Consider the following 23,904-nt stretch of genomic DNA (forward strand, 5'->3'; position numbering starts at 1 on the left):
TTAATGATCCTTTTGCGGACTATCCTTTTGCGGGACCTGCTTCCACGGGCAATGCCGGCATTTATTCTTACAGCAATATCCTCTTTTCAGATGATATTTCTCTGTAAAAACAAAATTGCCATGTTCGTCAAGATAGTAATCTATTTTCTCAATCAACATGCGTTCAACAATTTAACAGGTATTTGGTTCTTGTAATATTCCCGCAGATACTTACCGTTGCCGTGCAGAGTCCACACTTCCCTGGGCTTAATCTCGGCCATCATCGTTAAAATATCGTCCCAGTCTACGTGGTCTGAGATGAGGAGCTGCACGCCGTTTACCACCTGAAGCCTCTGCCAGCCGGACGCAAAAGCCCTGACCACATTCTTCGCCCGGATATAGCTGTCAAATGTTAGCGGGGGCACTATATAAACCAGGTTTTGAGATACCTGCTTCATCGATTTACGGTTGTACAATTCATATACTCCCGGCTTGTAACCGAAAGATTCATAGATCTTATTCAGGGGTAATATGGAGTGATGAACCAGTACAGAACGTTGCGGGCAGTGCTCGTTCAGCAGACTGATCAGGCGCTGGGCCTTACCAAGAGAATAAGATCCCAGGAGCACATGATGATTAAACGCATTGAGCTTTTTTATCTCTGACGCTGCGTCCGGATGCTTTACTGAGGGGTCTGCAAAAGTGGTCTCAGTTATCAAAACGTCAGCCTTTACAAATTCAATCTTCTCACACGTGGGATCATCCTGCAATTTATAATCACCGGTGTAGAGGTACCGGACATTATTGTATTCCATCAGTACCTGGGCTGATCCGATAATGTGCCCTGCAGGTATGAAAGTTATCTTAATGCCGTTCAGCAAAAACGGCTGATTAAAACCCCGCACAAAAAAGTTCTTTCCCGCATTCTTATGATAGCGGTGTTTCATTATTGCCTCGGTCGGCGCCGTGCAATAAACATTCAAATTACCCTTGACGGCATGATCGCCATGAGCGTGAGAGATCACCGCATCCGGACACGGCAAAATCGGGTCCAGGTAGAACTCTCCCGTTTTGCAGTACAAACCATTCTCATTAATTACCAGAAAATCATCAATTATCATTTGCAATAGCCAGAAAGTAGTTATGAAGCGAAAGAACCTGAGGTATTAACAAGGTCTGCTCATCATTCATGAGGATATGGTCAGCCAGTTTCTCCTTCTCCCCGTCAGAGAGCTGCTTGCTCATCCTGGATCTGACCTGATCTTCGGTGACGTGGTCGCGTTCCATTATTCGTTCGATCCTCAACATCTCGGGCGATTCAACAAGCACTGTCTGGTCACACATTTTATAAGAACCGCTTTCAAATAATAATGCCGCTTCTTTTAGAACATAGGGAGCATCCTGCTGATAAACCCAGGCATCAAACGCCCTGAAAACAGCCGGATGGACGATAGCGTTTAATCTTGCCAGCTGCCGGTCATCACTAAATACGATCGACGAGATATGCTTACGGTCAAGTTCCCCCAGGTCTGAGTAAGATTTCTCACCGAATTGCTCTATAATTTCAGCCCGGAGCGAGGCATCGGTATGCATCACAGCTTTTGCCGCGCTGTCGGCATAAAACACCGGAATGCCCAATACCTCAAAAATGCGGCAGACTGTTGTTTTACCGCTTCCGATACCGCCTGTTATTCCAATCCTGAGCATTATTTTTGTATGATAAAATCTACCGTCTGCGGCTCGATGCTAATGAGTTTACAGAACTGCGGAAACCTTGTGAGCTTTACAGGCAGTTGCGTGTATGAACGGTCAGACCAATTGTCAAGATCAACTGTCGCTTCAAAAAAGTCACGATCGATCCTGGAATAGTTATTCAAAGCCGTCATAAATGTTATCCTGACCCGCCCGGGAAGCAGCCTTACGTCATAATATCCCCGGTTGTTTATGACTTTTACCGGGACTTCCACCGTCTTTTCGGTAAACTCGTCGACCGGCACCTTGACCTCTGCCACCGAGGGATAAATATTAATATTGGCCAGAGAGGGGTGCTTCAAAGAAACCCGCGAGCTAATATCAGAGCTTACATTTTTCGCCTTCAGCGAATCTGTTTTCCATACTTTAATCCCTGCCAGATCGGCTTTCGGCCCGGTAACTGTCACGTATGATGGGTTTATCTGAATAGAGTCCGAGACTGCATATTGTTTGGCAAACTGGATATCGCTGACCAGTTGCAGGGGCACCCTCTTCACAGCCCGGGAAGAAAAATCAAAGTATAGGGTATCAGGCTGAATATATACGATCTTTTGAGTCGAACTGAACTGCTGATTAATATATCCCAATTGATCCGACAAATTGACGAACGTTCGTTTATTGAGTTCCCTTAGATCTATATCTATCGACTGAGGCCTGATGCGCAACCTGGAAAACAACAGCTGCCATCCTGTACCCTCGATTTGCAATTTAACAGTATCTGACTGCAGTGAGTGGAATGCTTTATTTTCGGGGAAATTTACAAACCGGACAACAGTATCTGTTTGATAAACATAACTGTTTGATAGTGCAAAGAACAGCCATGCCCCCAGCGCAAAAGCGAGGCACATAAAAAATATGGAAATTCGCCGGCGCTCAGCCTGGCTAAATTTTATAAGAGGCATTTAACAAATTTAGTCAAATAAAAACGCCGCCTCAAAATGAAGCGGCGCCAAGCTCAAATTACAACACCTCTTATTTGGAAGCCGCCGTGTTCAGTGCCTTAGATGCCTCGAGGGATATCGCTGATTTGTCAAAACGGATCTTTGTCCCGCTATCCACATCTATAAGAAAAGTCGTGTCGTTAATATCTACGATCTTACCGTGAATTCCGGAAGTTGTGATCACTTTATCCCCTTTTTTTAATTCTTCAACATATTTCTTATGATCTTTAGCCTTTTTCATTTGTGGTCTGATCATAAAGAAATAAAACACCACAATGATTAAGATCATTGGTAAAAACTGACCGATTTGTTCCATATTATAATTGTCTAAATAAAAGTATTAATTACTTGGCAGCAGTAGTGCTTACAACGTTTCCAAGAATAGTTAACTGGGTAATTTCAGGAACCGTGTTAGCTGTGATAGTAACCACCTTGTTCTGCATTCCAGGCTTTCCCGAGCTATCGAAAACAACCTTTATTACACCCTCAGCACCCGGAGCGATCGGCTCTTTAGGGTAATCGGGAACCGTACAGCCGCAGGTTGCTGTCGCACTGGTGATAATAAGCGGACTTTGGCCAATATTGGTGAATTTAAAATCATGCGAAACCTTTTCGCCGTCGGTGATCTGTCCGAAATCAAATGATTCCTTTTCAAATTTGAAAACCGGGGCATTTGCGGATGCCGCCTCAGATGCAGCTGCCTCAGTTGCGGTTTCGGTTGCTGCTGATTCTTTAGGTTGCTGGTTGCTGCACGAAGCAAGTATTGCCAGGCAGGCCAGGGATAAAATGATCTTCTTCATATAATTTATTCTATTAGTCCTCTGCCGGTCTTGCGAACCTTTCCTTTGGCTTTAAGATCGGCTAAAATTTTGTCTAAAATACCGTTTATAAACGAATTACTCTTAGGAGTGCTGAATTCTTTTGCTATTTCTATATACTCATTCATGGTCACCTTGACGGGGATGGATGAAAAATGGACGAGTTCTACAATCGCCATTTTCATTAGCAAAATATCCATTACGGCAATCCTTTCTGCCTCCCAGTTCTTTGTCTTCTGCGAGATCATTTCCTGGTATTCATTTTCGAATGCTATCACCTTATTAAAAAGGTCAAGCATAAATGGCCGGTCTTCGTCCCAGTTAGGGCAGACCTGGGCAAGACGGTTCTCCAACGGATTCTCGCTCGAAAAATTCTTGAATGTTTTAGCGATGAGCGCCTGCAATACTTCCTTATCAACCGGCCAGTTGATAAACTTTTCCTCAAACACCTGCTCTATCCCGGGCGATTTCAGGATCAGCTTCTTAAATATGAATTTCACAATATCCTTATCGGATTTTATCGTGTGTTCCGGCAAGCCGATAAACTCCTTGTACTCGGATGACGATTTAAGGCTGGAAAATATGGCTTTGCTGATTTCAGGATCAAAATCCCAGGATATTTTATACTTCTTAACGGCGGCAAGATAGTCGGGATTCTGAAGCAGCGACTGAATAAAAAGATTATTCTTCAGCATATCAGTTGCGTTCAGGTCATCTTCAGACGGAAGGTATTTATTAGCCCTTTCCTCGGCATTAATGATGCTATAATCTGCTACCTCAACAAGCAGCGAAAGCATCCAGATATACATTTCATAAACCCTGTCTACAGTTTTAAGAAGTGCCTTTTCAAATGGTTTTACATCTTTTGATTCCGATTGCTGATAGGAATATAATACCTGTAACGCTTTAACCCGCAGGTGCCTTCTGTTTAACATGAATAAGAACGATTTTGTATGTATAAGGCCTTTTTTACCAGGCCGCTTTTATTTTTCTGATATCTTCAATCCGCTTTTCAGCAATCCTGTTTGCAGCTTCACTCGTCGGAATACTTTCTTCCTTTGATTTTTTCAGCACACGCCTTGTAGCCTCGTAGATATTTTCGGTCATCTGCAAGGTCTTCTTTTTATTAAATCCTGCTATTTCCGAGTAACAATTTATTAACCCTCCTGCGTTGATGAGGTAATCAGGAGCATATAAAATGCCCTTGTCCAGCAGCATTTTTCCATGAACCTCTTCATCAGCGAGCTGGTTATTGGCCGAGCCCGCAATTATTGAACACTTTAAGCGGTTAATGGTTTCCGTATTGACGGTAGCGCCCAGTGCGCAGGGTGAATAAATATCTATATCGAGATCAAAGAGACTATTGGTAGAGATTGCTTCTGCGCCGTATTTTTGAGCCACCTGTCCCAGGCGTTCCTCGTTTATGTCGCTGACATATACTTTTGCACTTTCGTTTCTTAGCAAGCCTACAAGGATTTCGCCTACATGACCGATACCTTGTACAGCAACAGACTTCCCGGCAAGACTGTCATTCCCGAAAAACTCCTTTACAGACGCCTTTATTCCCATAAAGACACCTCTCGCGGTTACAGGCGATGGGTCGCCGCTTCCTCCGATAGATTCAGGGATCCCCGTCACATATTTTGTCTCCATCCGGATATATTCCATATCCTTAGGATTCATACCCACATCCTCAGCTGTAATAAATGAGCCGTTAAGGTTTTCGATAAACCTGCCGAAGCGTCTCATCAAAGCTTCACTCTTATGCAGCCGGCTGTCTCCTATTATGACAGCCTTTCCGCCTCCAAGGTTCAGCCCGGTAATCGCAGCCTTGTAGGTCATGCTGCGCGACAGACGCAAAACGTCGTTTAATGCTTCTGTCTCCGTCTTATAAGCAAACATCCTGGTACCGCCCAGTGCGGGACCTAAAGTAGTATCGTGTACGGCTATAATTGCTCTCAGACCGGTACCCGGGTCACTGCAATATACAACGTTCTGATGACCTGATTTTTCAAGCTTACTGAAAACCGAATGTTCATCAAATTGAGACAATACCATATCTGCTACCTTAGTTACGTCACAAAAGTAGCAAAATTTCCAAATTTAGACAGCTCAGCAAAAAGTCTTCCCGGTTTTATTTGATCTATTAATGATCGTCTTCGCCTAAATCACAAATTCTGGCTATTTTTGACAGATCCGCTTCCCCGATGAAAGAACTCGCATATCTCAATAAGTTTTTCTACAAATACCGCTGGAGGTTTCTTCCCGGGATTTTATTCGTCATCATATCGAATATTTTCGGAGTGCTTCCTGCACAGGTTATCCAGATAGCCTTCGATTTGGTTAGTGAAAACATAACAGTTTACAGGCTGTTCAGCGGGTTTGACCGGCAGGATGTGATCAACGAAATATTCGGGCATACGTTAATGCTTTTCGGCATTATCGTGCTGACACTTGCGCTCCTTCGCGGCATTTTCCTGTTCTTCATGCGGCAAACCATCATCCTGATGTCCAGGCATATTGAATATGACCTGAAAAACGAGATATATAACCATTATCAGCGTTTGTCAATGGCCTTTTATCGCCGTAATAATACCGGCGATCTAATGAACCGGGTTACCGAAGATGTGAGCAGGGTTAGGATGTACCTTGGCCCGGCTATCATGTATACGATCAATACCCTGGTATTATTTATCATGATCGTGAGCTTCATGTTTAGCGTTAATGCAAAGCTTGCTTTATATTCCCTTCTTCCCCTGCCCCTCCTTGCTATAACTATCTACTATGTAAATACCATGATCAACAACCGGAGCGAGAAGATACAGGAACAGTTATCTGCTCTGTCCAGCTTTGTACAGGAAACCTTTTCCGGGATACGCGTTATTAAAGCTTATGTGCGGGAAGACGATGTAAGAGAAAAATTCAATACCGAGAGCGAAAACTATAAATCGCAATCCATGGCCCTCGTACAGGTGCAGGCCTTGTTCTTCCCGCTCATACTGCTGCTTGTCGGTTTAAGTACGATCATTACCGTTTATATCGGGGGCATAGAGGTAATGAACGGTACAATAACCTCCGGAAATATTGCTGAGTTTATTGTGTATGTAAACCAGCTGACATTCCCGGTCATGTCGTTAGGATGGGTTACATCCCTGATCCAGCGGGCTGCCGCTTCACAAAAAAGGATTAACGAATTCCTGCATACCGAACCAGAGATCGTTTCCGCTAAAGCAGAGCCGGCTGTTATCCAGGGCGGAATTGAGTTTAAGAACGTAAGCTTCACCTACCCGGATACCGGAATTCAGGCTTTAAAAAGCGTATCGTTCGAAGTTAAGCCCGGAGAATTTTTAGCGATAATCGGCCGTACAGGATCAGGGAAATCTACCATCGCTAACCTGCTCATGAGAATGTACGATGCCAGCCAGGGGGATATCCTCATTGATGGCAAAAGAGTGCAGGATATTGATCTCAATAGTTTCAGGCAGCAGGTCGGCTTTGTGCCGCAGGAAGTATTTTTGTTTTCAGACAGCATCAGGAATAATATCGCATTCGGCATAGCAGACCCGGATAATGACAGTGTCGAAAACGCGGCAAAGAACGCTGTTGTTTATCATAACATACAAGAGTTTGAGAAGGGCTTTGAAACCCTGATCGGCGAAAGGGGAATTACGCTGTCGGGCGGCCAGAAGCAAAGGCTCTCTATTGCCCGCGCTATTATTAAAGAGCCGCAGATCCTTATTTTCGACGACTGCCTGTCGGCTGTTGATACCAAAACCGAAGAGCAGATCCTCCGCAATTTGGGCAAAGTGATGAAAAATAAAACCAGCATAGTAATTGCACACCGCGTTTCAACGATTAAAAATGCCGACAAAATACTGGTCATGGATGGCGGTGAGATCATGGAACAGGGCAGCCACAGAACACTCATGACAAAAAAAGGCATCTACTTCGACTTATACGAAAAGCAGCTTTTGGAAGAGCAGGCAGTGTAAGTTTCCCACCCATATCCGGACGCCTGTTTGAATCCATGGCGTTCATCCAAATAAACAAGCAAAAAATCAATTTGTAACTTTGAGAATATCTGTTATATTTACCCCAACCTAAAAAAATAATAATGGGAGATTTCGACAACAAGGAAAGAGAAGAGGTTTTTTCAAAAAAGGTAAGAGCGGGGAAGCGCACCTATTTTTTCGATGTTAAAGCTACACGCTCAAACGATTACTATGTTACTGTAACAGAAAGCAAAAAACGTTTAGAAGACGGTGTTTTTATTAAACACAAAATTTTCTTGTACAAAGAAGACTTTGAAAAATTTGCTGAAGGTCTCAAAGAAACCATTGATTACATTAAAGCCAACCAGGAAGTTGTAGAGAAAAGGTACGAATATTCAGAAAATCATACCGAAGCTAAGGTCGAAGACGATTTTTCGTTCGAAATATAAAAAGAACACGTTGAGATATTAAAAGCTGTTCGCTGCCGCGGATGGCTTTTTTGTTGCCTAAATTTCTATCTTTGCAGCCGGATTGGTGATCGGTGATCGGTGATCGGGAACCAGTAATCGGTGATCAGTAGTCAATAATCAGTAACCAAGTACAACTTTCAACTTTCAACCCGATAGCTATCGGGTTTCAACTTTCAACTCAAACATGGCATTACAATGCGGAATAGTTGGCCTGCCAAATGTGGGCAAATCAACATTATTTAATTGTTTATCGAATGCGAAAGCACAGGCTGCGAATTTTCCTTTCTGTACTATCGAACCTAATATAGGTGTGATCACTGTGCCGGATCCGCGCTTAACGAAGTTAGCAGAACTGGTCCAGCCAAATAAGGTACAGCCTAACACGATCGAAATTGTCGACATTGCAGGCCTTGTAAAGGGAGCCAGCAAAGGAGAAGGATTGGGAAACCAGTTTCTTGGCAATATACGCGCAACAAGCGCTATCATCCATGTGTTACGGTGTTTCGACGACGATAATGTGATCCACGTCGACGGATCTGTCGACCCGATCCGCGATAAGGAAATTATCGATACCGAACTTCAGCTGAAAGATCTTGAAGCCGTTATAAAACGGATCCAGAAGGTCGAGAAGATGGCTAAGACCGGTAACGATAAGGATGCCAAGAAAACCTATGAGGTGTGCAATATTGTCAAATCCCACCTCGAGTCCGGAAAACCGGTCCGCACCGCCCCTATCACTGAGGAAGATCGTGAATTTATCGCTGATCTATGGCTGCTTACTGAAAAGCCGGTGCTTTATGTTTGCAATGTGGATGAGAAATCTGTCACATCCGGCAATAGCTACGTGGAAAAGGTGCGGGAAGCGGTAAAAGAAGAAAATGCTGAGGTACTTGTTATATCTGCACAAATCGAAGCTGAAATTGCATCCCTAGATAGTTATGAGGAACGGCAAATGTTCCTGGAGGATCTCGGCTTAAGCGAGTCGGGCGTTACCAAGCTGATCCGGGCAGCCTACAAGCTGTTGAACCTTGCGACCTACTTCACCGCCGGTGTACAGGAAGTAAGAGCCTGGACCATCACGCAGGGCTTCACTGCTCCTCAGGCCGCCGGGGTGATCCATACAGATTTTGAAAAAGGCTTTATCCGCGCGGAAGTTATCAAGTACGATGATTTTGTAAGCCTCGGTTCTGAAGCAGCATGTAAAGAAGCTGGCAAGCTGGGAGTCGAAGGCAAAACATACATTGTACAGGACGGCGATATCATGCATTTCAGATTTAACGTATAAAGCTTGCCACTGAAAAGCGAATAGCTATATTTGTGAATAATTTCTGCGCATCCTTAGTTCAACGGATAGAATTTTGGTTTCCGGTACCAAAGATAGGGGTTCGAATCCCTTAGGGTGCACTACAAGCCTTTCTGATATAAAGAAAGGCTTTTTTTATTTTAACGGGTGTCGGAAGCCGTATCGGGTGCAACCCGAAACATAATAAAAAACTTAGTTCAACGCCCGCCCGGCTGAACACCGTTCGGACGGGGATAGAATTTTGGTTTCCGGTACCAAAGATAGGGGTTCGAATCCCTTAGGGTGCACAATGAAAAGCCTGAACGAATTGTTCGGGCTTTTTTGTTCCTATGGCCATATAAATCCTATTCAAATGCATTTTCCGGTATGGTGTTTGGAGAGAGATTCTAATCAACTGCTTCCAAAACAATCTGCCATGAAAACATCTAAAAATATATTTTCCTATATCCGGGTTTTCGCCGTCGCGCTTTCGGCTGTCCTGTTAACTTCCTGTCTTAAGGATCTGTCCAATGATCAACCAATAAGCACTTCCGCGTTAAATGTGGTGAATGCATCGCCGGGGCCGCTGACTATCAACTTCTTTCTTGATAACAGCCTTGTTAACGGTCCGGCGTTAGGCTACGGCCAGGAAAGCTCATATATCCTGGCTAAAAGCGGCAACAGAAAATTTGATGCCGCGCAGGGTGGTTCATTTAACTCCCTTCTCGCCGATACGGTTTCGCTTGAAAATGATAAATACTACTCACTTTTCGTTACCGGAGAAAATACGGCCTTATCTACCCTGCTTACACAAGACGATCTTTCCCTGCCTGCAAGCGGAAAAGCCAGGCTAAGATTTATTAATCTTAGTCCTGATGGCGGGACATTCAGCCTGGCTATCCAAAACGGGCAGGTTCTCTTTACAGGCCAGGCATATAAAACAGCATCAGCATTCAGTTCTATCGACCCGGGCGCGTATATGTTCCAGTTGCGGGGCTCTGACGGCGTTGTTGAACACGAAGCAAGCCTCGATGTTGTAGCCGGCAAAATTTACACGATCTGGGCGGGCGGTTTGAAAGATGGCATTGATGAACTTGATTTGAGATTGCTTGTCAGGGCGAACAATTAATTATTCAAAATCCCCCTTTTCTTAGTATTCATGCAGGTAAAACACCAATATATGGTACGGTCTTTGCATCCCCGTGTTAACTATTAGTGAACTGTAGGTTATGAAAAAAAGAAAGATACTGGTTGTGGACGATGACCTCGACATACTGGAGATCATCGGCCTGATATTGGAATCAGAAGGATACGAGGTAGAATTAATGTCAAACGGACAAGAAATATTTGAACATATCACCCAATTTAGCCCTGATCTGATCATCCTGGACGTGATGCTGGGAAACATGGATGGGCGGGAAATATGCAATAACATTAAAAATACGCGAGACACGCTTCACATACCCATTATAATGATCTCAGCTACGCATAATATGGCAGAATCCCTTCGCAAAAATTGCCAGCCGGACGATTTTCTTGAAAAGCCATTTGATATCGTGAGCCTCATAAATAAAGTTGAGCTGAAGCTTACGGCATAATCTGAACCCTTAAGACTTTCCTGCCGGGTTACATTATTTCAATGTCTTAACTTTGATGCTCCTGAAAGAAACGGCATCACCATGGTCCTGGAGCAGTATCCGACCCTCCGCAGCCAGTCCGAAATTGTCCCATATCTTATACTTGCTTCCGGCCACTAATTTTTTGTATTCCTCTGCCCCCCGCTGGTATTCAACAACCTTATAGCCGTTCAGCCAGTGCTCAACGCGGTTATCCGGGTAAACCCGGATAATTCCCTGGTTCCAGGCACCTGTTTTCCTGGCAAGGGCGGGAGGCAGCTTCTTGGGAGCTATGAGATCGTATAAACCGCTGGACGTCCGGTTACCATCAATTCCCATTTTAGCATCCGGGTGCCGGGCATCATCCAGGAGCTGATACTCCAGCCCGATCGCAGAACCCTTATTCCCTTCCTTCTCCGTCACGAAGTATTTCACACCGCTATTTGCCCCTTCGCTCAGCTTAAAATCAAATTTTAATTCAAAGGCACTGAACAGTTTCTCAGAAACAATATCGCCGCCGTTTATGGATTCCCCGCCGTCTGACTTTAAAACACGAAGTTCATCATCTTTTATTTCCCAACCCTTTTCAGGGAACTTAGCCTTCGCTGCACCCCGCCAGCCTTTAGTGGTTTTTCCGTCCCATAAAAGCGAATAATCCTGGTTTTTCTCCTGAGAGGATAAGTTATTTGGTATGGTATTAACGATATGGATCTTATCGCCGGGCGAAGGTTTTATATTGCCTGTTTTGATCCTGATATTCCTCCACCGGATCTGATGTCCCGGTTCAACGGTCTTGGGTATGGAATGAACCTGTAGGGCAATAAAACCTTCCGCTGTTTCGGCATCCACGAGATGCGCGGTTGGGATACCGTTCACCCATGTCCGTATCGTGTTACCGATGCATTCTATCCGGTATTTGTTCCACTGGTTATTTTTAAAGGCCTTCTTCCCTGCCGGATTGAGCTCCAGGGGATATAGCCAGCCGCGCCTGGATTCATCATAAATGCCGCCGCTCCATTCGCGGGCAGAAGGATCCACTTCGATCTGGTATCCATGCACCCTGCCATTCATATAATCCGGCTTACTGAGGCTCCTGATCTGAATGCCGGAATTCATTGCAGGGTCCGCCAACAGCTCCAGCTCCAGGATAAAATCTCCGTATGGCCTTTCGGTGGCCAAAAATGAATTGGGTTCATCACGAACCGTAATCCCTATTATTTCCTTGTTACGGACCTCATATTTTGCTTTCCCGTTGAGCTGCTTAAAACCGCTGAGATCTTTCCCGTTGAAAAGATCAGTCCACCCCCCATTTTGCTGCCCCCAGGCTGAAATTGAACCAAGAATCAAAACGGATGTTATAATTGCTTTTGAATACATTTAAAGTAGAATTTACTAAAAGTACTAATTTCATCTATAAAATTGCCTGGCTGAAACTGATAATGAAAAATTTCCGTCAAGCCTAAAATTGTGGTAATTTTCGCAATCAATACTTGTTACTATGATCCGTCAATTTCTCTGCCTGTGTCTTATCATCTTCACTGCCTGCGGTACCCCGCGGGAAAGCCAAACCTCCACAGGAAAAGGAAAACTCAAAATAATGAGCTATAATATCCATATCGCGGTCCCGCCCACAAAACCCGGCACTACGGATATCGATGCCATCGTCAGGGCAATAGAAAACCAGGACCCGGATATCATCGCACTGCAGGAAGTGGATGTCAACACCCGCAGAACCGGGAAGATCAATGAAGCAGCCATAATTGCTGAAAAGCTGAAGATGAATTTCTTTTTCGCAAAGGCGATCGACCATGACGGGGGCGAATACGGAGTTGCGATCTTGTCAAAATATCCCATGAGCGATACAAAAATACATCGTCTCACCACGGTTGAAGGAACCGGTGGTGAACCCAGGGTGATGGCAACAGCAAAAATTACTTTAAAAAACGGTGTGTCACTCAGGTTTGCCTCTACACACCTCGATGCTCAGAAAGTTTCTGTCAACCGCGAAAAACAAATAGCTGAGATAAATGCCATCGCTGCCTCAGAAACTCTGCCGCTAATCATTGCGGGCGACTTTAATGACCAGCCTGGATCTGCTGTGATCAAAAAACTTGACGAATCCTTTACCCGCACATGCCAGGCCTGCGAACCGACATTCCCCGTGGTAACGCCGAGAATAACGATTGATTTTATCGGGTATAAGCCAGCTTCAAAATTCAAAACCATTTCACACACGGTGGTGCCGGAACATTATGCTTCAGACCATTTACCGGTGATAGCAGTGCTGTATTACGAATTTTAAAAACACGGCGATACACTAGCTTTTTTCATAGCTTTATGTATTAAAGCCAGATCATGTCATACCCTGTTGTAAAACGCCGCTATTCGCTGGCTATCACCTCCCTGAGCATTTTGTGCTGTTATATGATGCTCAATGTCCACAGTTCAGTCGCACAGTCACCCTTTAGAGGTTATGAAACTTTATTCACCAAACCCAGATCCTACACGCTCTATCATAGCGATGCTCCGCTTAAAATGGATGGTGAACTAAATGAAAGCCAATGGGCCGGTGCGCCCTGGACCGAATATTTTATCGACATCGAAGGCGAACCAAAACCCGCACCAGCATATAAAACACAGGTAAAAATGCTGTGGGATGAGAAATACCTTTACATCGCTGCCCGGATGGAAGAACCTCACCTATGGGCCAACAAACAATCACCGGCAGATAATATTTTCCGGGATAACGTGTTTAAGATCTTCATCGATCCCAATAACGATATGAACGATGATTTTGAGATCCAGATTAACCCGGACAATCTGATGCTGTTCCTGATCATGAACAAACCCTACCGCGACGGAGGCACGCCGGTTACAGGCTGGGTACCGATCGGATTGCAGTCTGGAGTAAAGCTCAACGGCACCTTAAACAACTCATCCGATAAGGATACCGGCTGGGTCGCTGAAATTGCCATACCCCTGGCCTCCCTGAGTTTTAACCCTAAAGACGAAAGAAGAAATACCGGTTTCAGGATAAATTTCATGCGTACCGGGTGGGACTTCACCGTTCAGAATAACGTATATTCAAAAGCGCTGGATGCCGCAGGAAAACCTCGCCCGCCGCATTATGCCGTATGGAGTTCGCAGGGACTAATTAACATGCATCTGCCTGAGAGATGGGGATACACCGTATTCTCGCCGGATCCGCCGTCAAATAAAAGTGCGGCGGGATTTGTCTTGCCCTATTCAGAAAAGCAGCGGGACTATCTGTGGCTTGCTTATTACAAGCAAAAGGACTGGTTTAAAAAAACCAAAGCTTATACCGCATCGAACGGAGATTTAGGTATTCCTGAAAATGATATAATAATAGATGGTGTTAAAAACAGGCTAAGCATTGAAACTACATCAAAAACCTTTCTGGCTACCATCACTGATGAGGCAGGCCAAACCATTTCGGTCAACCAGGATGGGTACGTGAATGTTTCCGCCGGCAGCGCGATCGCCCCAAAGAAAACCGAGCTCCTGATATTGCCGACGATACATGGCGGACATGCAAGGAATGTAAAATATACATTTAATCATGTCATGAAGATCATCGAGAATTTCAAGCCGGATATCATCGCCGTGGAGATACGGCCGGAAGATATCGATCAGGACAGCACGTACCTGAAACGGTTTTACCAGCCGGAAATGATCATGGCCCGGGCAGGCTTTCCGGGAGTTCAAAAGGCTGGGATCGACTTTTTAGGCGCCGAAATGCAGGGCAAGAGCCTGCCTCCCGATTTTAACAGGGATACTATTGGAGAGATGGGAAAACTCCGGGTAACTAACCAAAAACTCATGAAAGATTCTGCGATTATTAAGGCGCGGATTGCAAAGGGCATGGTTAGTTTAAAGGCTAAGCAGGGCGAAATGATGGGCAAGCTTAGCGCCGGGGAGCTTCTCGACGGGACGTACGATAAAGTGACCGACGAATATACCCGCGCACAAACCGCCGTATTGGCAAATACTCCCTATCAGTACTATGACGACTTTAGCATACAACGGGATCAAAAGCTAGCCGACAACATCAGAGAACTGGCTATTAAAAATCCGGGGAAGAGAGTTATTGTGCTGACCGGTGCCAACCATCACAACCGCGCTATTAATACGATGAAAACAGTCAGTTCAGTTCATCTCGTCACTACGGTTCAGGACTATTAGTCGCTTTGCTCGATGTAACAACCGCCTGACATCCTTCGTACTGTAACATTAAAGGTATTGACTGATCTCAATATTGATATGTTAAACGTTTAATTTTACGTTTAGAGATTATGAAAAGGCCGCTTCTTATCTTATTGTCACTATTTCCCTTCTTCTTTACTGCCTCCGGGCAGAAAGTTGGGCTGGTTTTTAGCGGCGGCGGGGCAAAGGGTCTTGCTCATATTGGTGTGCTTAAAGCGCTCGAAGAGAATAATATTCCCGTTGATTATGTAGTGGGCACGTCGATGGGCGGGATCGTCGGCGGAATGTATGCTTCCGGATATTCTCCCGCCGAGATCGAGCACATAGCACTCAGCTCGGATTTTCAGGACTGGGTAAATGGGAGCTTCAAAAACAACTACCGGTATTTCTTTAACAAGAAGCCCGAAAACCCATCTTTCCTTACTGCAAAACTGCAGGTAGACACCGGCTTTAATTTTAAGCTGAGATCCAATCTGATAAACGATGTGCCGCTTAACTATGCGCTGCTGGAGCTTTTCGGACAAGCTTCTGTGAATGCAAAAGATGATTTCAATAATTTACTGGTGCCGTTCAGGTGTATTGTTGCCGACGTGCTGTCGCAGGAAATGATCCCTGTTTCAAAGGGCAACCTCCCGGAGGCTATTCGGGGAACCTTTGCCGTGCCCCTGGTTTACAGACCGGTTAAGGTAAATGACAAGTATGTCTTCGACGGGGGCCTCTATAATAATTTCCCGGTTGATGTTCTGAAAGATGATTTCAAGCCCGATTATATCATAGGATCAAATGTCTCCTCAAAGATCTTTAATGATTATCCGAAAGAAAATGACGAAAAGCTAATAAACCGCTTTCTGGTCTATATGTTCCTTTCAAAGTCAGATTCTACCGCCATCGGCAAAAACGGCGCATATATCCAGCCAGATCTCGGGGGATTCAGCACAACCAATTTTTTGCCGGTTGCCGAGCTTATTAAAAGAGGCTATGACGCCACCATCGCCGACATGGACAATATAAAGAAGTCCGTTACGCGAAGGATCAGTGATGAAGAATTGCTGCAGAAAAGGCTGGAGTTCAAAAACCGGAAATCTCAGCTGGAGTTTGATGAAATTGTGGCTACAGGGGTAAACTCCAAGCAAAAGAAATATGTGGAGACCGTCATTAATAGTTCCATAACCAAAAACCCAACCATCGAACAGCTCAAACCCGGCTATTATAAGCTCGTGGCCGACGATAATTTTGAGACAGTATATCCCCGGATAAAGGCGCAGGCTAATACTGACAACTATGATTTTGAGCTGCAGGTGCAAAGGCAGAAGAACTTTAAATTAGATTTTGGCGGCGCTATCTCCACGCGGCCGGTCAGCAACGCCTATGTGGGACTGCAGTACAATTACCTCCGCATAAATTCCTATACGTTTTCAGCTAATTTCTATTCAGGCGGATTTTATGAATCCGCCCAGGGCATGACCAGGATGGATGTTCCCGGGCGGCTGCCGTTCTATCTCGAAGCAGAGTTTACGTACAACCACTGGAATTATTTTAACAAGAGCCAGATCTTCATCGAAGACGTTGATCCTACCTTCATCGAGCAATCCGACCGCAGGTCTATATTGAAGCTGGGAATTCCGCTGAGCAATAATGGGAAGCTGGAGCTGCAGGCCGGGTATATTAATTTCGAGGATAAGTACAGCCCGAATCAACGGTTCCAATTTGGAGATATCCTTGATCAAAGCAGCTATGATGGCTTTATGGCCTCGCTCAATTTCAGCAAAAATTTGCTGAACCGCAGAATGTATGCCAATACCGGTTCGTCTTTTCAGGTCGGAATAAATATTTACAACGGAACCGAACGTTACATAGCAGGAAATATCTTCCGGGAAGAAGCTGGCTTTACCCCAAGCGGTAAACGGCATATAAGGCGCGACTGGTTCAATGCAAAACTAAGCAGGGAACAGTATCCCTTCCATACAAAAAGGTACTCGTTCGGATATTTAACTGAGCTGGTCATCAGCAATAAACCCGCTTTCAGCACGTATAAGTCAACCCTTCTCAGCGCACCCGCCTTCTATCCCCTGCAAGATTCCAAATCTCTCTACCTGGAAAACTTCCGCGCCAATACATACGGTGCCCTGGGTGTAAAGAACGTATTTAAACTGACTAAAAACCTGGATGCACGGGCAGAGTTTTATATCTTTCAGCCAATGGAACAATTTGAGCTCGACAGGCTACAGTCGGTCAGGTATGGAAAGCTATTCGCAAAGAATTATTTAGCTGCAACTGCCGGCTTAGTTTTTCATACATTAGTTGGCCCGGTTAGTTTAAGTTTCAACCATTACGAAGACGATAAAAAACGTTTTGGTGTAATGTTTCACGCCGGCTTTCTGATTTATAATAAGCGATCTTTTGAATGAGAAATTTAAAATCTGTCTTACTGCTCATTATTTTCTTAACCGGCCTGACACCCTTATTCGCGCAATCCGGCGGTCAAACCGGCGAACAGGTAGCTTTAAACAACTTCGTTGTAAAGGAAAACTTACTTAAGAATAACAAGCTGGCGATCATAGCTGCCGATGAGAACGAGAAACCGCTGGAGAGTTTAAACGGAACCTTCCTGTTCAGCTTTAACGGCTTTGTGCAGGAGCTGAAGTTCAACAATGGTGTGGCAGTTGCCCCGCAGCCTATCGACAAGTCAACATTTTTGTACCTGCGGCATAAGAACGAAAGCGGTACACACGGGAAGTTATTTTATATTTATAAGAAAGGCGATGATCTTAACCCGGTTAAGATCAGCTGGGTGCTGTTAGTTCTTGTTCCCCTGGGAATCATCATCCTTGCAAGCATGTTCCGGAAATTTATCATTATCGGCGGGATTATCCTTGTAGCCCTGCTGATATTTAATTCGAAAAACGGCCTCCGTTTACCTACTTTTTTTGATACGATATTTGACGGATTAAAGGGGCTTTTCTAAACCGTAAATTAGTTGCGTCGTCGCCTGTGGGCCCGTCCGAAGGGTATCAGCCGGGCGGACACATTCGGGTCGGGGAATTTATAAGAGGAGGTTCCAGCTTTCGCTGGAATGACAAATTTGTTGGGGTAATTGGGAGATCCTGACCTTCGTCAGGATCGAAGTTGGCCCGCTAGCGGCGTTGCCATCCGGTAGCTAGCGGATCCAGCGAAAGCTGGAACCTTACGGCCCTTAACTTAATGACATTGTCCGAAGGTGCTCGGGAATATATCTGCCAACCGGCCATTATCCATTCTCAACTCTCCACTTTCAGTTTTCCGTTTTCAGTTTTCAGCTTTCCGTTTTCAACTTTCAACTCTCAACCCGATAGCTATCAGGTTTCAACTCAAAAAGGCATCCCTATCCCAAAATTATACTGGACAAACCGGTAAACGTCCGGATAATTAGTAATCTTATACCTGGCCTTAAAATCGCTCTTATTGAACAGGTACTTAATTACATACTGGTCAGAGCCGGTAAACTGCGGATCCTTCACTTTAATACCTGCATCCAGCCGGAATACAAAATAATTCAGGTCAAACCGCAGTCCCACACCCGTACCTACCGCCAGCTGGCCCAAGAATTTGCTGAACTGGAAATCGCCGCCCGGATTCTCGATCTGGCTGGAAGATGAAGGTTTCCGCCACACGTTACCAAAATCAATAAAGGTTGCCCCCTTGACTTTGGCGTTCAGGATGTTATTTGCAATCTTAAAACGGTATTCGAGATTTCCTTCCAGTTTATACTCGCCCAACTGGTCCAGGTTCCTGAGGTTTGCCCTGAGCGTATCGGCCTTTCCGCCTGTTCCGAGTGAAGCCCTGTTATAATTACCCGGCCCGAGTGTGCGTGCCTGCCAGGCCCTCACCCCACTCGACCCGCCAGCAAAAAAATTCTTTTCAAAGGTAAGCTGTTCACTGTTGCCCCATGGGGCTCCGACACCGGGGTTCAACCGGAATATAAACTGCCGTTCCCCCCCGAGCGACCTGTAGAAACGCACATCAATTTCAGTTTTAACGTACTGCTGATATGGCAATCCCATAACGGTCCGCGCACCCGTTGTATCTCTCGGAAAATTAAGAACCTTGTCAAGCAGGCCCAACGTATTACCTGCAACATCCAATGCGCCCCTGAAGTAAATAAAGTTCCCAAAAGTATTTAGCTTGATCGTATTCAGCGCATAAGCATATTGGCTTCCCAGGTTAAAAAAAGCACGGTCATTGGTACGGACATAGAGTTCGTATCCCCGCTGGCGCAGGCTATCCCTGAAAACCGGGTTAAGCTTGCCTTTCCTGAACTCAATGTTTATCGGGGTCAGCGTGTGCAGCTTATATTTTGTTTCCACCCAGTCGTACGTAATAGAATTAATAAAAACCCTGCTGCTAAACGCAGTTTTCTGGTCAAAAAACTGCAGACTGCTGGAAATTGTTGTGTGAGGAATTCCATTCTTACCCATAACAGGTATCCTGAACGGCACCAGCAGCTTCGGTAAAACTACGTTTACCCCCAGCTGCAGGTCCCGGCTGAATATCCGGTCAAGGAGCGGCCCGCCTGCTGCAGCGTCAAACAGAACTCCATATTTAGCCTTGATCTCCAGCAGTTCGGCCCCGCTAAAAAGATTCCTGTTTGTATAGGTGTTACCCACGTTAAATCCATTACGGCCAGAGTTAAACGTATATTCCCCCTCTATCCTGTTACTCATCCGCTTAAGAGGCACAATATCATAGCGCGGCTGAAGGCGCGCACTGCTGTCGCTTGTCTTCGCATAATCTATTTTAACGTTCCTGAACACATTCAGGTCGTAAAGCCGGTCGTAGGTAAGGTCCTCCTTGTCGATATTATAAAGCTCACCCTTCTTAATAAAAATATACCTGCTTATCGGCTTGGCTTTAAATTTCCCGGAATGATCAACAAAATTATACTGAGAGTCTACCGTAATGGTATCCTTCACAAGGCTATCAGTCAGGGCGTTACTGTTCCGGATCGTTATCAGGCTATTATCAATGGTATATACCTGGTGGGAAGGCTTGTCGGCAGGGCTCGCCAGGTACATGGTAACCTTGGCCGTGCTGTTGTTCTGATTGCTGTCCACGTCAAACCGTACAAACTGGCGCACATAGTCGTAATAGCCGTTCTGTTTCATCAGCCTGTAAACCTGCTCGCGCTCGTAAGCAAGCGAGTCTGCGTCGAATCTTTTACCCGCGTGCATCCGTGTAAAGTCGGCCCGTTTACTTTGATAAAGAGCTTCTACAGCAGAGTCTGCAATCTCATAATTGATCTCACTTACCTTGAACTCCGGCCCCTGCCTGGCTGTAAAAGTGATCTCAGCCTTCTTATTTTCAATCTTAATATCACTTTTGACCTCTGCTTTAAAGAAACCTTTGGTAGCCAGGAACTTCTCGATCTGCACCCTTGATATTTCTACCAGGGAACTATCAAGTATGTGAGGCGGCTCACCGATCGCTTTAATCCGGTCTGTGCGATACCTCCCGTTTTTTGTGTTAAACGTATTATAAAGGGCAAGGTTAAGCCTGGAATTTGGACGAACATCGCTCTGCACATAGGTCATGGCCGTTTCAGAAAACTCCTTATCCACGCTGTCCAGCCTGACCTTTTTTACCAATGCCTGATCATCAGGCAGGAAGCGCGATGCGTTGCAGGAACAGATAATCAGGATCAAAAGCAGTATACTTGCAAGTGAGAAACTACGGCGGATAAGATATGATTTCAAAGTCTCAAATAAGTTTTATAACATCTCTGCAACAGAAAAAGATCCGAAAAGAACGCGGCCTTTTTATTGTTGAAGGCTTTAAATCCATTTCAGAGTTTATCCATTCTGATTATGTAACAGACACCATTTTTTACACTGAAAATGTGGTGCCAAAGTTGGGTAATTTATCACAGAATATAAAGCTATTTGAAATAAGCTCCAATGAGCTCACAAAGATCAGCGCTTTATCTTCCCCGCAGCAAATGCTTGCCCTGGTAAAAATCCCCGAACACAGAGGGTTAACAACAAAATTGCTGAAAGGTTCATTTACACTCGTACTTGATGGTATCCAGGACCCCGGCAACCTGGGTACGATCATCAGAACTGCCGACTGGTTTGGGATGACAAATCTGGTTTGTTCTGAAGATACGGTTGATGTTTACAACCCAAAGGTTGTACAGGCCACCATGGGCTCCCTTGCCAGGGTAAGCGTGGAGTATACCGATCTGGATAAATTCCTGGCGGGGAGCAGCGTACCCGTGTTCGGGGCATTGCTCGATGGAAAATCCATATATGCAACTAATTTCGGGACAGAGGGGATCATCGTTCTTGGCAATGAGGGCAATGGAATAAGACCGGGAATCATGGATAAGATCACGTATCCGGTCACCATCCCCGCGTTTGGCAAGGCCGAATCCCTGAACGTCGCCATTTCTGCTTCCATATTCTGCTCAGAAATCAGAAGAAATTCTTAAAATATATTGGGGAGCAATAATAAATTGCTACTTTTGCAGTCCTTAACAAAAAGGTCGGGTGGCCGAGTGGCTAGGCAGAGGTCTGCAAAACCTTTTACACCGGTTCGAATCCGGTCCTGACCTCAACAAAAAAATTAAATTTAAAACCATGGGTGTTACACGTTTAAAAAGAAAAGACAGAAAGAATAAAACCACTTCACGTTTAGAGGTTCAATTTTTGAAATTAGGCCGGAACATTGAAACCGGAAGCCGTTCTGCAGAATCTGCTACAAACCAGATCAGCAAGAACAACGCGGTATTAGCTCAGATCGAAGCAGCTGCAAAAAAATAATCCCTGATCTGTTCAGGATTGAAGGTCCCGGTCATGAAATGGCCGGGATTTTTTTTGTTATTTTAACGGGCGTAACCTCTTCCATAATCCGCAGGCGATAAAAATTACAAGAACTACAAATCCTAACCATAACCAGAAACTTATCCCTGGTGATGTCTTTATCAGGACTTTAGAGCTATCCGATTCCCTGGCACGCGAATCAGTAGTTCGCTCATAATCGAGACTCGCTTTTCGCCCCGTTTGGACCACGGAGCTATCCAGGATCCGTAGAAGGTGTTGTTCAGAACCAAGCACTTCGATACTGGACGCCCGGCCGGTGAAGCCCTCGCCTATCGAGAAATTAAACGTGTCTACAGGAAAGATCCTGACCTGATATTGGTGCTTGCTGGAATCGCTCAACAGAACGAGCCTGTTGCCCGAATAGGTTTCAAGCTGATTGCCCTGCAATTTGATATCCTCCTTTTCATAATTGACACTGCGGTTTTTTTGGACATTCAGGTCTTTGAGCTTGCAGGAACTGATCGAACATATAATGTTTAAGATCCAGATTATTGTTATTGACGTTTTCATATTAGTTTATTAATTGTGTCTGGTTAAAAGATTTCGCTTTTTGACCCCGAAGGTGGTCGTATATGCTTAAAATCTTTACATACGACCACCTCCGGGGTCGGAAAAATGCCATAATGAATTCTTCTATAAACATGTGACCCCGTCCGAACGGTGTTCATCCGGGCGGGCACCTTCGGGGTCAAGTCTGCATGTATTTTTATAGGAGGCTTACTTTTCAAAAAGCAGAAATAAATATCCAATACTGAGCATAAGAACATATTAATTGAAATTTCAATTTTAACCGGACACTAGTGATTAGTTAATTAAAAATTCGACTTAATAAATGGGCGATATAGCCATTTGGTGTAGGAATGATATGACGGTTTGCGTGGTTTGTTTAAATCGAACTATCTTAACAACTACTACGCAGCGTAAAAACACTTCAGATCCTAATATGATTTTTTGTCCGATATGGATGCGAGGGGCACGAAAAGTAATGAATGTGCCTCGTGTTGCCATCAACGCCGATACATTCAAAACAACCGAATGGCTCACGTAAAAAAAATAATTGATCCTCATTTACAATTTAATCATCATTACTTTTAACACATATAGTGTGAGGCTATTGTCAGCTCTTCTGTAAACAGGTCGGTATTTTGTTATAGATTTAATGTGTGATTAAAACTACAACATGAAAGTAAAGTATAATCGTGTTTCTACTATTGCCCAAACAGGGCTTAGATTCACTGAAGACAGGAACGCTTACGATCTAACACTATTAGATAAAGTGTCGGGCACTGTACCCTAAAACCAAACTACCAAAAACTTTACATTGTGAAAAATCTAATAATTGGTCTTCTGTTTCTTGCTATCATGCCTGCATACTCGCAAGCGTTAAGGGCAGGTAACACATATAAAGTAAATGGCAATTCATATACAGTGAAATCGACAGAATACCCCAATCGGATGACTGTGACAAATCTGGAAAACAAATACACTAAATCCGGATTCCCTCAGCCGTCTAAAGGGCACAACGCAAAAGGTATTTTGCGATCTGAGATGCATGTAGATCATGAGAAAGTGAACGCAGTAGTAAAAGGTGTTTTAAAAGACAAATTATCTCAAATGCGAACTAATAAAGAAAAAGTTTCCATATATGTCACCGTTTTACAAAATGGTTCATTTGATGAATTTCTATTTATGACGGCAAATAGCAACACCCTTATCACACCCCAGGATATTGATCAAATAGTCAAAAAAATGAAACAAGAAGTTAGAATGACGTTTTCGGGATCGGCATATAAGGACCATTCCGTTATCAATTATAACTTCCCGTTCTTCTTTTAAAGAATGATTGATTTTTAGCTTAGCATCTGTTAATTTTTGTAGCCTTCCCATTTTTAAGACACCGTTAATTTAGAGTTATTTCCTCAATTAATACATTCTTCGTGTTGACCTCAGTCTGTTGTTTGGAGATCATAGCAGGT

Annotated in this window: 23 protein-coding genes and 2 tRNA genes; 14 read left to right on the top strand and 11 right to left on the bottom strand. The window is 44.5% G+C overall.

Annotation, left to right across the window (positions count from 1 at the left end; genetic code table 11):
• From P2W76_RS05400 to P2W76_RS05435, 8 genes are all read right to left on the bottom strand, one after another.
• Complete coding sequence (locus tag P2W76_RS05400) at window positions 1–159, bottom strand: DUF5522 domain-containing protein (protein WP_276346533.1); 159 nt, start codon at window positions 157–159, stop codon at window positions 1–3.
• Window positions 153–1,100 (bottom strand): exonuclease, encoded by a 948-nt coding sequence (locus P2W76_RS05405; protein WP_276346534.1) that lies wholly within the window; start codon window positions 1,098–1,100, stop codon window positions 153–155. Before P2W76_RS05405 ends, P2W76_RS05400 begins: the two co-directional genes overlap by 7 nt.
• Window positions 1,090–1,686, bottom strand: coding sequence for a dephospho-CoA kinase (gene coaE / locus P2W76_RS05410; protein ID WP_276346535.1), 597 nt, complete (start codon window positions 1,684–1,686; stop codon window positions 1,090–1,092). The genes P2W76_RS05405 and coaE overlap by 11 nt, the downstream gene beginning before the upstream one ends.
• The gene (locus P2W76_RS05415) at window positions 1,686–2,633 is read right to left on the bottom strand and encodes a YbbR-like domain-containing protein (protein WP_276346536.1); all 948 of its coding nucleotides are present in this window, start codon (window positions 2,631–2,633) and stop codon (window positions 1,686–1,688) included. The genes coaE and P2W76_RS05415 overlap by 1 nt, the downstream gene beginning before the upstream one ends.
• A gap of 70 nt (window positions 2,634–2,703) precedes the next feature.
• Window positions 2,704–2,988 carry a preprotein translocase subunit YajC gene (gene yajC / locus P2W76_RS05420; RefSeq protein WP_276346537.1) on the bottom strand — a complete coding sequence of 95 codons (285 nt, stop codon included), beginning with the start codon at window positions 2,986–2,988 and terminating at the stop codon, window positions 2,704–2,706.
• A 28-nt stretch (window positions 2,989–3,016) separates the two neighbouring features.
• Window positions 3,017–3,472 (bottom strand): DUF1573 domain-containing protein, encoded by a 456-nt coding sequence (locus P2W76_RS05425; RefSeq protein WP_276346538.1) that lies wholly within the window; start codon window positions 3,470–3,472, stop codon window positions 3,017–3,019.
• 5 nt (window positions 3,473–3,477) lie between these two features.
• The gene (gene nusB, locus P2W76_RS05430; protein ID WP_276346539.1) at window positions 3,478–4,425 is read right to left on the bottom strand and encodes a transcription antitermination factor NusB; all 948 of its coding nucleotides are present in this window, start codon (window positions 4,423–4,425) and stop codon (window positions 3,478–3,480) included.
• Window positions 4,426–4,459: 34 nt separating this feature from the next.
• Complete coding sequence (locus P2W76_RS05435) at window positions 4,460–5,548, bottom strand: Glu/Leu/Phe/Val dehydrogenase (protein ID WP_276346540.1); 1,089 nt, start codon at window positions 5,546–5,548, stop codon at window positions 4,460–4,462.
• A gap of 149 nt (window positions 5,549–5,697) precedes the next feature.
• Here P2W76_RS05435 and P2W76_RS05440 point away from each other — a divergent pair, with 149 nt between their 5' ends.
• The 6 genes from P2W76_RS05440 to P2W76_RS05465 all read left to right on the top strand — a co-directional run bounded on the left by P2W76_RS05440 (window position 5,698) and on the right by P2W76_RS05465 (window position 10,832).
• Window positions 5,698–7,482, top strand: a complete 1,785-nt coding sequence (locus P2W76_RS05440) for an ABC transporter ATP-binding protein (RefSeq protein WP_276346541.1) — start codon at window positions 5,698–5,700, stop codon at window positions 7,480–7,482.
• 122 nt (window positions 7,483–7,604) lie between these two features.
• Window positions 7,605–7,931: a DUF3276 family protein gene (locus P2W76_RS05445; RefSeq protein ID WP_276346542.1), complete on the top strand. Its 327-nt coding sequence runs from the start codon at window positions 7,605–7,607 to the stop codon at window positions 7,929–7,931.
• Between the two features lie 205 nt (window positions 7,932–8,136).
• Window positions 8,137–9,237, top strand: a complete 1,101-nt coding sequence (gene ychF / locus P2W76_RS05450) for a redox-regulated ATPase YchF (protein WP_276346543.1) — start codon at window positions 8,137–8,139, stop codon at window positions 9,235–9,237.
• Between the two features lie 47 nt (window positions 9,238–9,284).
• Window positions 9,285–9,356 (top strand) — tRNA-Arg (locus P2W76_RS05455).
• Between the two features lie 314 nt (window positions 9,357–9,670).
• Entirely contained in the window at window positions 9,671–10,363 is a 693-nt protein-coding gene (locus P2W76_RS05460) for a DUF4397 domain-containing protein (RefSeq protein WP_276346544.1), read from the top strand.
• Window positions 10,364–10,463: 100 nt separating this feature from the next.
• Entirely contained in the window at window positions 10,464–10,832 is a 369-nt protein-coding gene (locus tag P2W76_RS05465; protein ID WP_276346545.1) for a response regulator, read from the top strand.
• 33 nt (window positions 10,833–10,865) lie between these two features.
• Here P2W76_RS05465 and P2W76_RS05470 read toward each other — a convergent pair whose 3' ends face one another.
• Complete coding sequence (locus P2W76_RS05470) at window positions 10,866–12,227, bottom strand: DUF1080 domain-containing protein (RefSeq protein WP_276346546.1); 1,362 nt, start codon at window positions 12,225–12,227, stop codon at window positions 10,866–10,868.
• Window positions 12,228–12,348: 121 nt separating this feature from the next.
• Here P2W76_RS05470 and P2W76_RS05475 point away from each other — a divergent pair, with 121 nt between their 5' ends.
• The 4 genes from P2W76_RS05475 (at window position 12,349) to P2W76_RS05490 (ending at window position 18,039) form a co-directional block, all read left to right on the top strand.
• Window positions 12,349–13,152 (top strand): endonuclease/exonuclease/phosphatase family protein, encoded by an 804-nt coding sequence (locus P2W76_RS05475; protein ID WP_276346547.1) that lies wholly within the window; start codon window positions 12,349–12,351, stop codon window positions 13,150–13,152.
• 53 nt (window positions 13,153–13,205) lie between these two features.
• Entirely contained in the window at window positions 13,206–15,053 is a 1,848-nt protein-coding gene (locus P2W76_RS05480; protein WP_276346548.1) for a carbohydrate-binding family 9-like protein, read from the top strand.
• Between the two features lie 110 nt (window positions 15,054–15,163).
• A complete protein-coding gene (locus P2W76_RS05485) occupies window positions 15,164–17,482 on the top strand; it encodes a patatin-like phospholipase family protein (RefSeq protein ID WP_276346549.1) in 2,319 nt (772 codons plus the stop codon).
• Window positions 17,479–18,039, top strand: coding sequence for a hypothetical protein (locus P2W76_RS05490; protein ID WP_276346550.1), 561 nt, complete (start codon window positions 17,479–17,481; stop codon window positions 18,037–18,039). Before P2W76_RS05485 ends, P2W76_RS05490 begins: the two co-directional genes overlap by 4 nt.
• A 382-nt stretch (window positions 18,040–18,421) precedes the next feature.
• Here the strand turns inward: P2W76_RS05490 and P2W76_RS05495 are convergent, their stop codons facing one another.
• The gene (locus tag P2W76_RS05495; RefSeq protein ID WP_276346551.1) at window positions 18,422–20,803 is read right to left on the bottom strand and encodes a BamA/TamA family outer membrane protein; all 2,382 of its coding nucleotides are present in this window, start codon (window positions 20,801–20,803) and stop codon (window positions 18,422–18,424) included.
• Between P2W76_RS05495 and P2W76_RS05500 the strand changes: the two genes are divergently transcribed.
• The 3 genes from P2W76_RS05500 (at window position 20,794) to P2W76_RS05510 (ending at window position 21,868) form a co-directional block, all read left to right on the top strand.
• Window positions 20,794–21,537, top strand: coding sequence for an RNA methyltransferase (locus P2W76_RS05500; protein ID WP_276346552.1), 744 nt, complete (start codon window positions 20,794–20,796; stop codon window positions 21,535–21,537). The two genes, P2W76_RS05495 and P2W76_RS05500, sit on opposite strands and share 10 nt — an antisense overlap.
• Before the next feature lie 52 nt (window positions 21,538–21,589).
• Window positions 21,590–21,660, top strand: a tRNA-Cys gene (locus tag P2W76_RS05505).
• A gap of 25 nt (window positions 21,661–21,685) precedes the next feature.
• On the top strand, window positions 21,686–21,868 hold the full coding sequence (locus P2W76_RS05510) for a spore protein (RefSeq protein WP_276346553.1): 183 nt from the start codon (window positions 21,686–21,688) through the stop codon (window positions 21,866–21,868).
• 57 nt (window positions 21,869–21,925) lie between these two features.
• Here the strand turns inward: P2W76_RS05510 and P2W76_RS05515 are convergent, their stop codons facing one another.
• The gene (locus tag P2W76_RS05515) at window positions 21,926–22,438 is read right to left on the bottom strand and encodes a hypothetical protein (RefSeq protein ID WP_276346554.1); all 513 of its coding nucleotides are present in this window, start codon (window positions 22,436–22,438) and stop codon (window positions 21,926–21,928) included.
• A gap of 813 nt (window positions 22,439–23,251) precedes the next feature.
• On the opposite strand from P2W76_RS05515, the gene P2W76_RS05520 reads away from it, so the two are divergent.
• Window positions 23,252–23,764, top strand: coding sequence for a hypothetical protein (locus P2W76_RS05520; protein ID WP_276346555.1), 513 nt, complete (start codon window positions 23,252–23,254; stop codon window positions 23,762–23,764).
• Window positions 23,765–23,904 lie beyond the last annotated feature (140 nt).

The sequence above is a fragment of the Daejeonella sp. JGW-45 genome (assembly GCF_029360805.1).
In the GTDB taxonomy this organism is placed as follows: Bacteria; Bacteroidota; Bacteroidia; order Sphingobacteriales; family Sphingobacteriaceae; genus Daejeonella.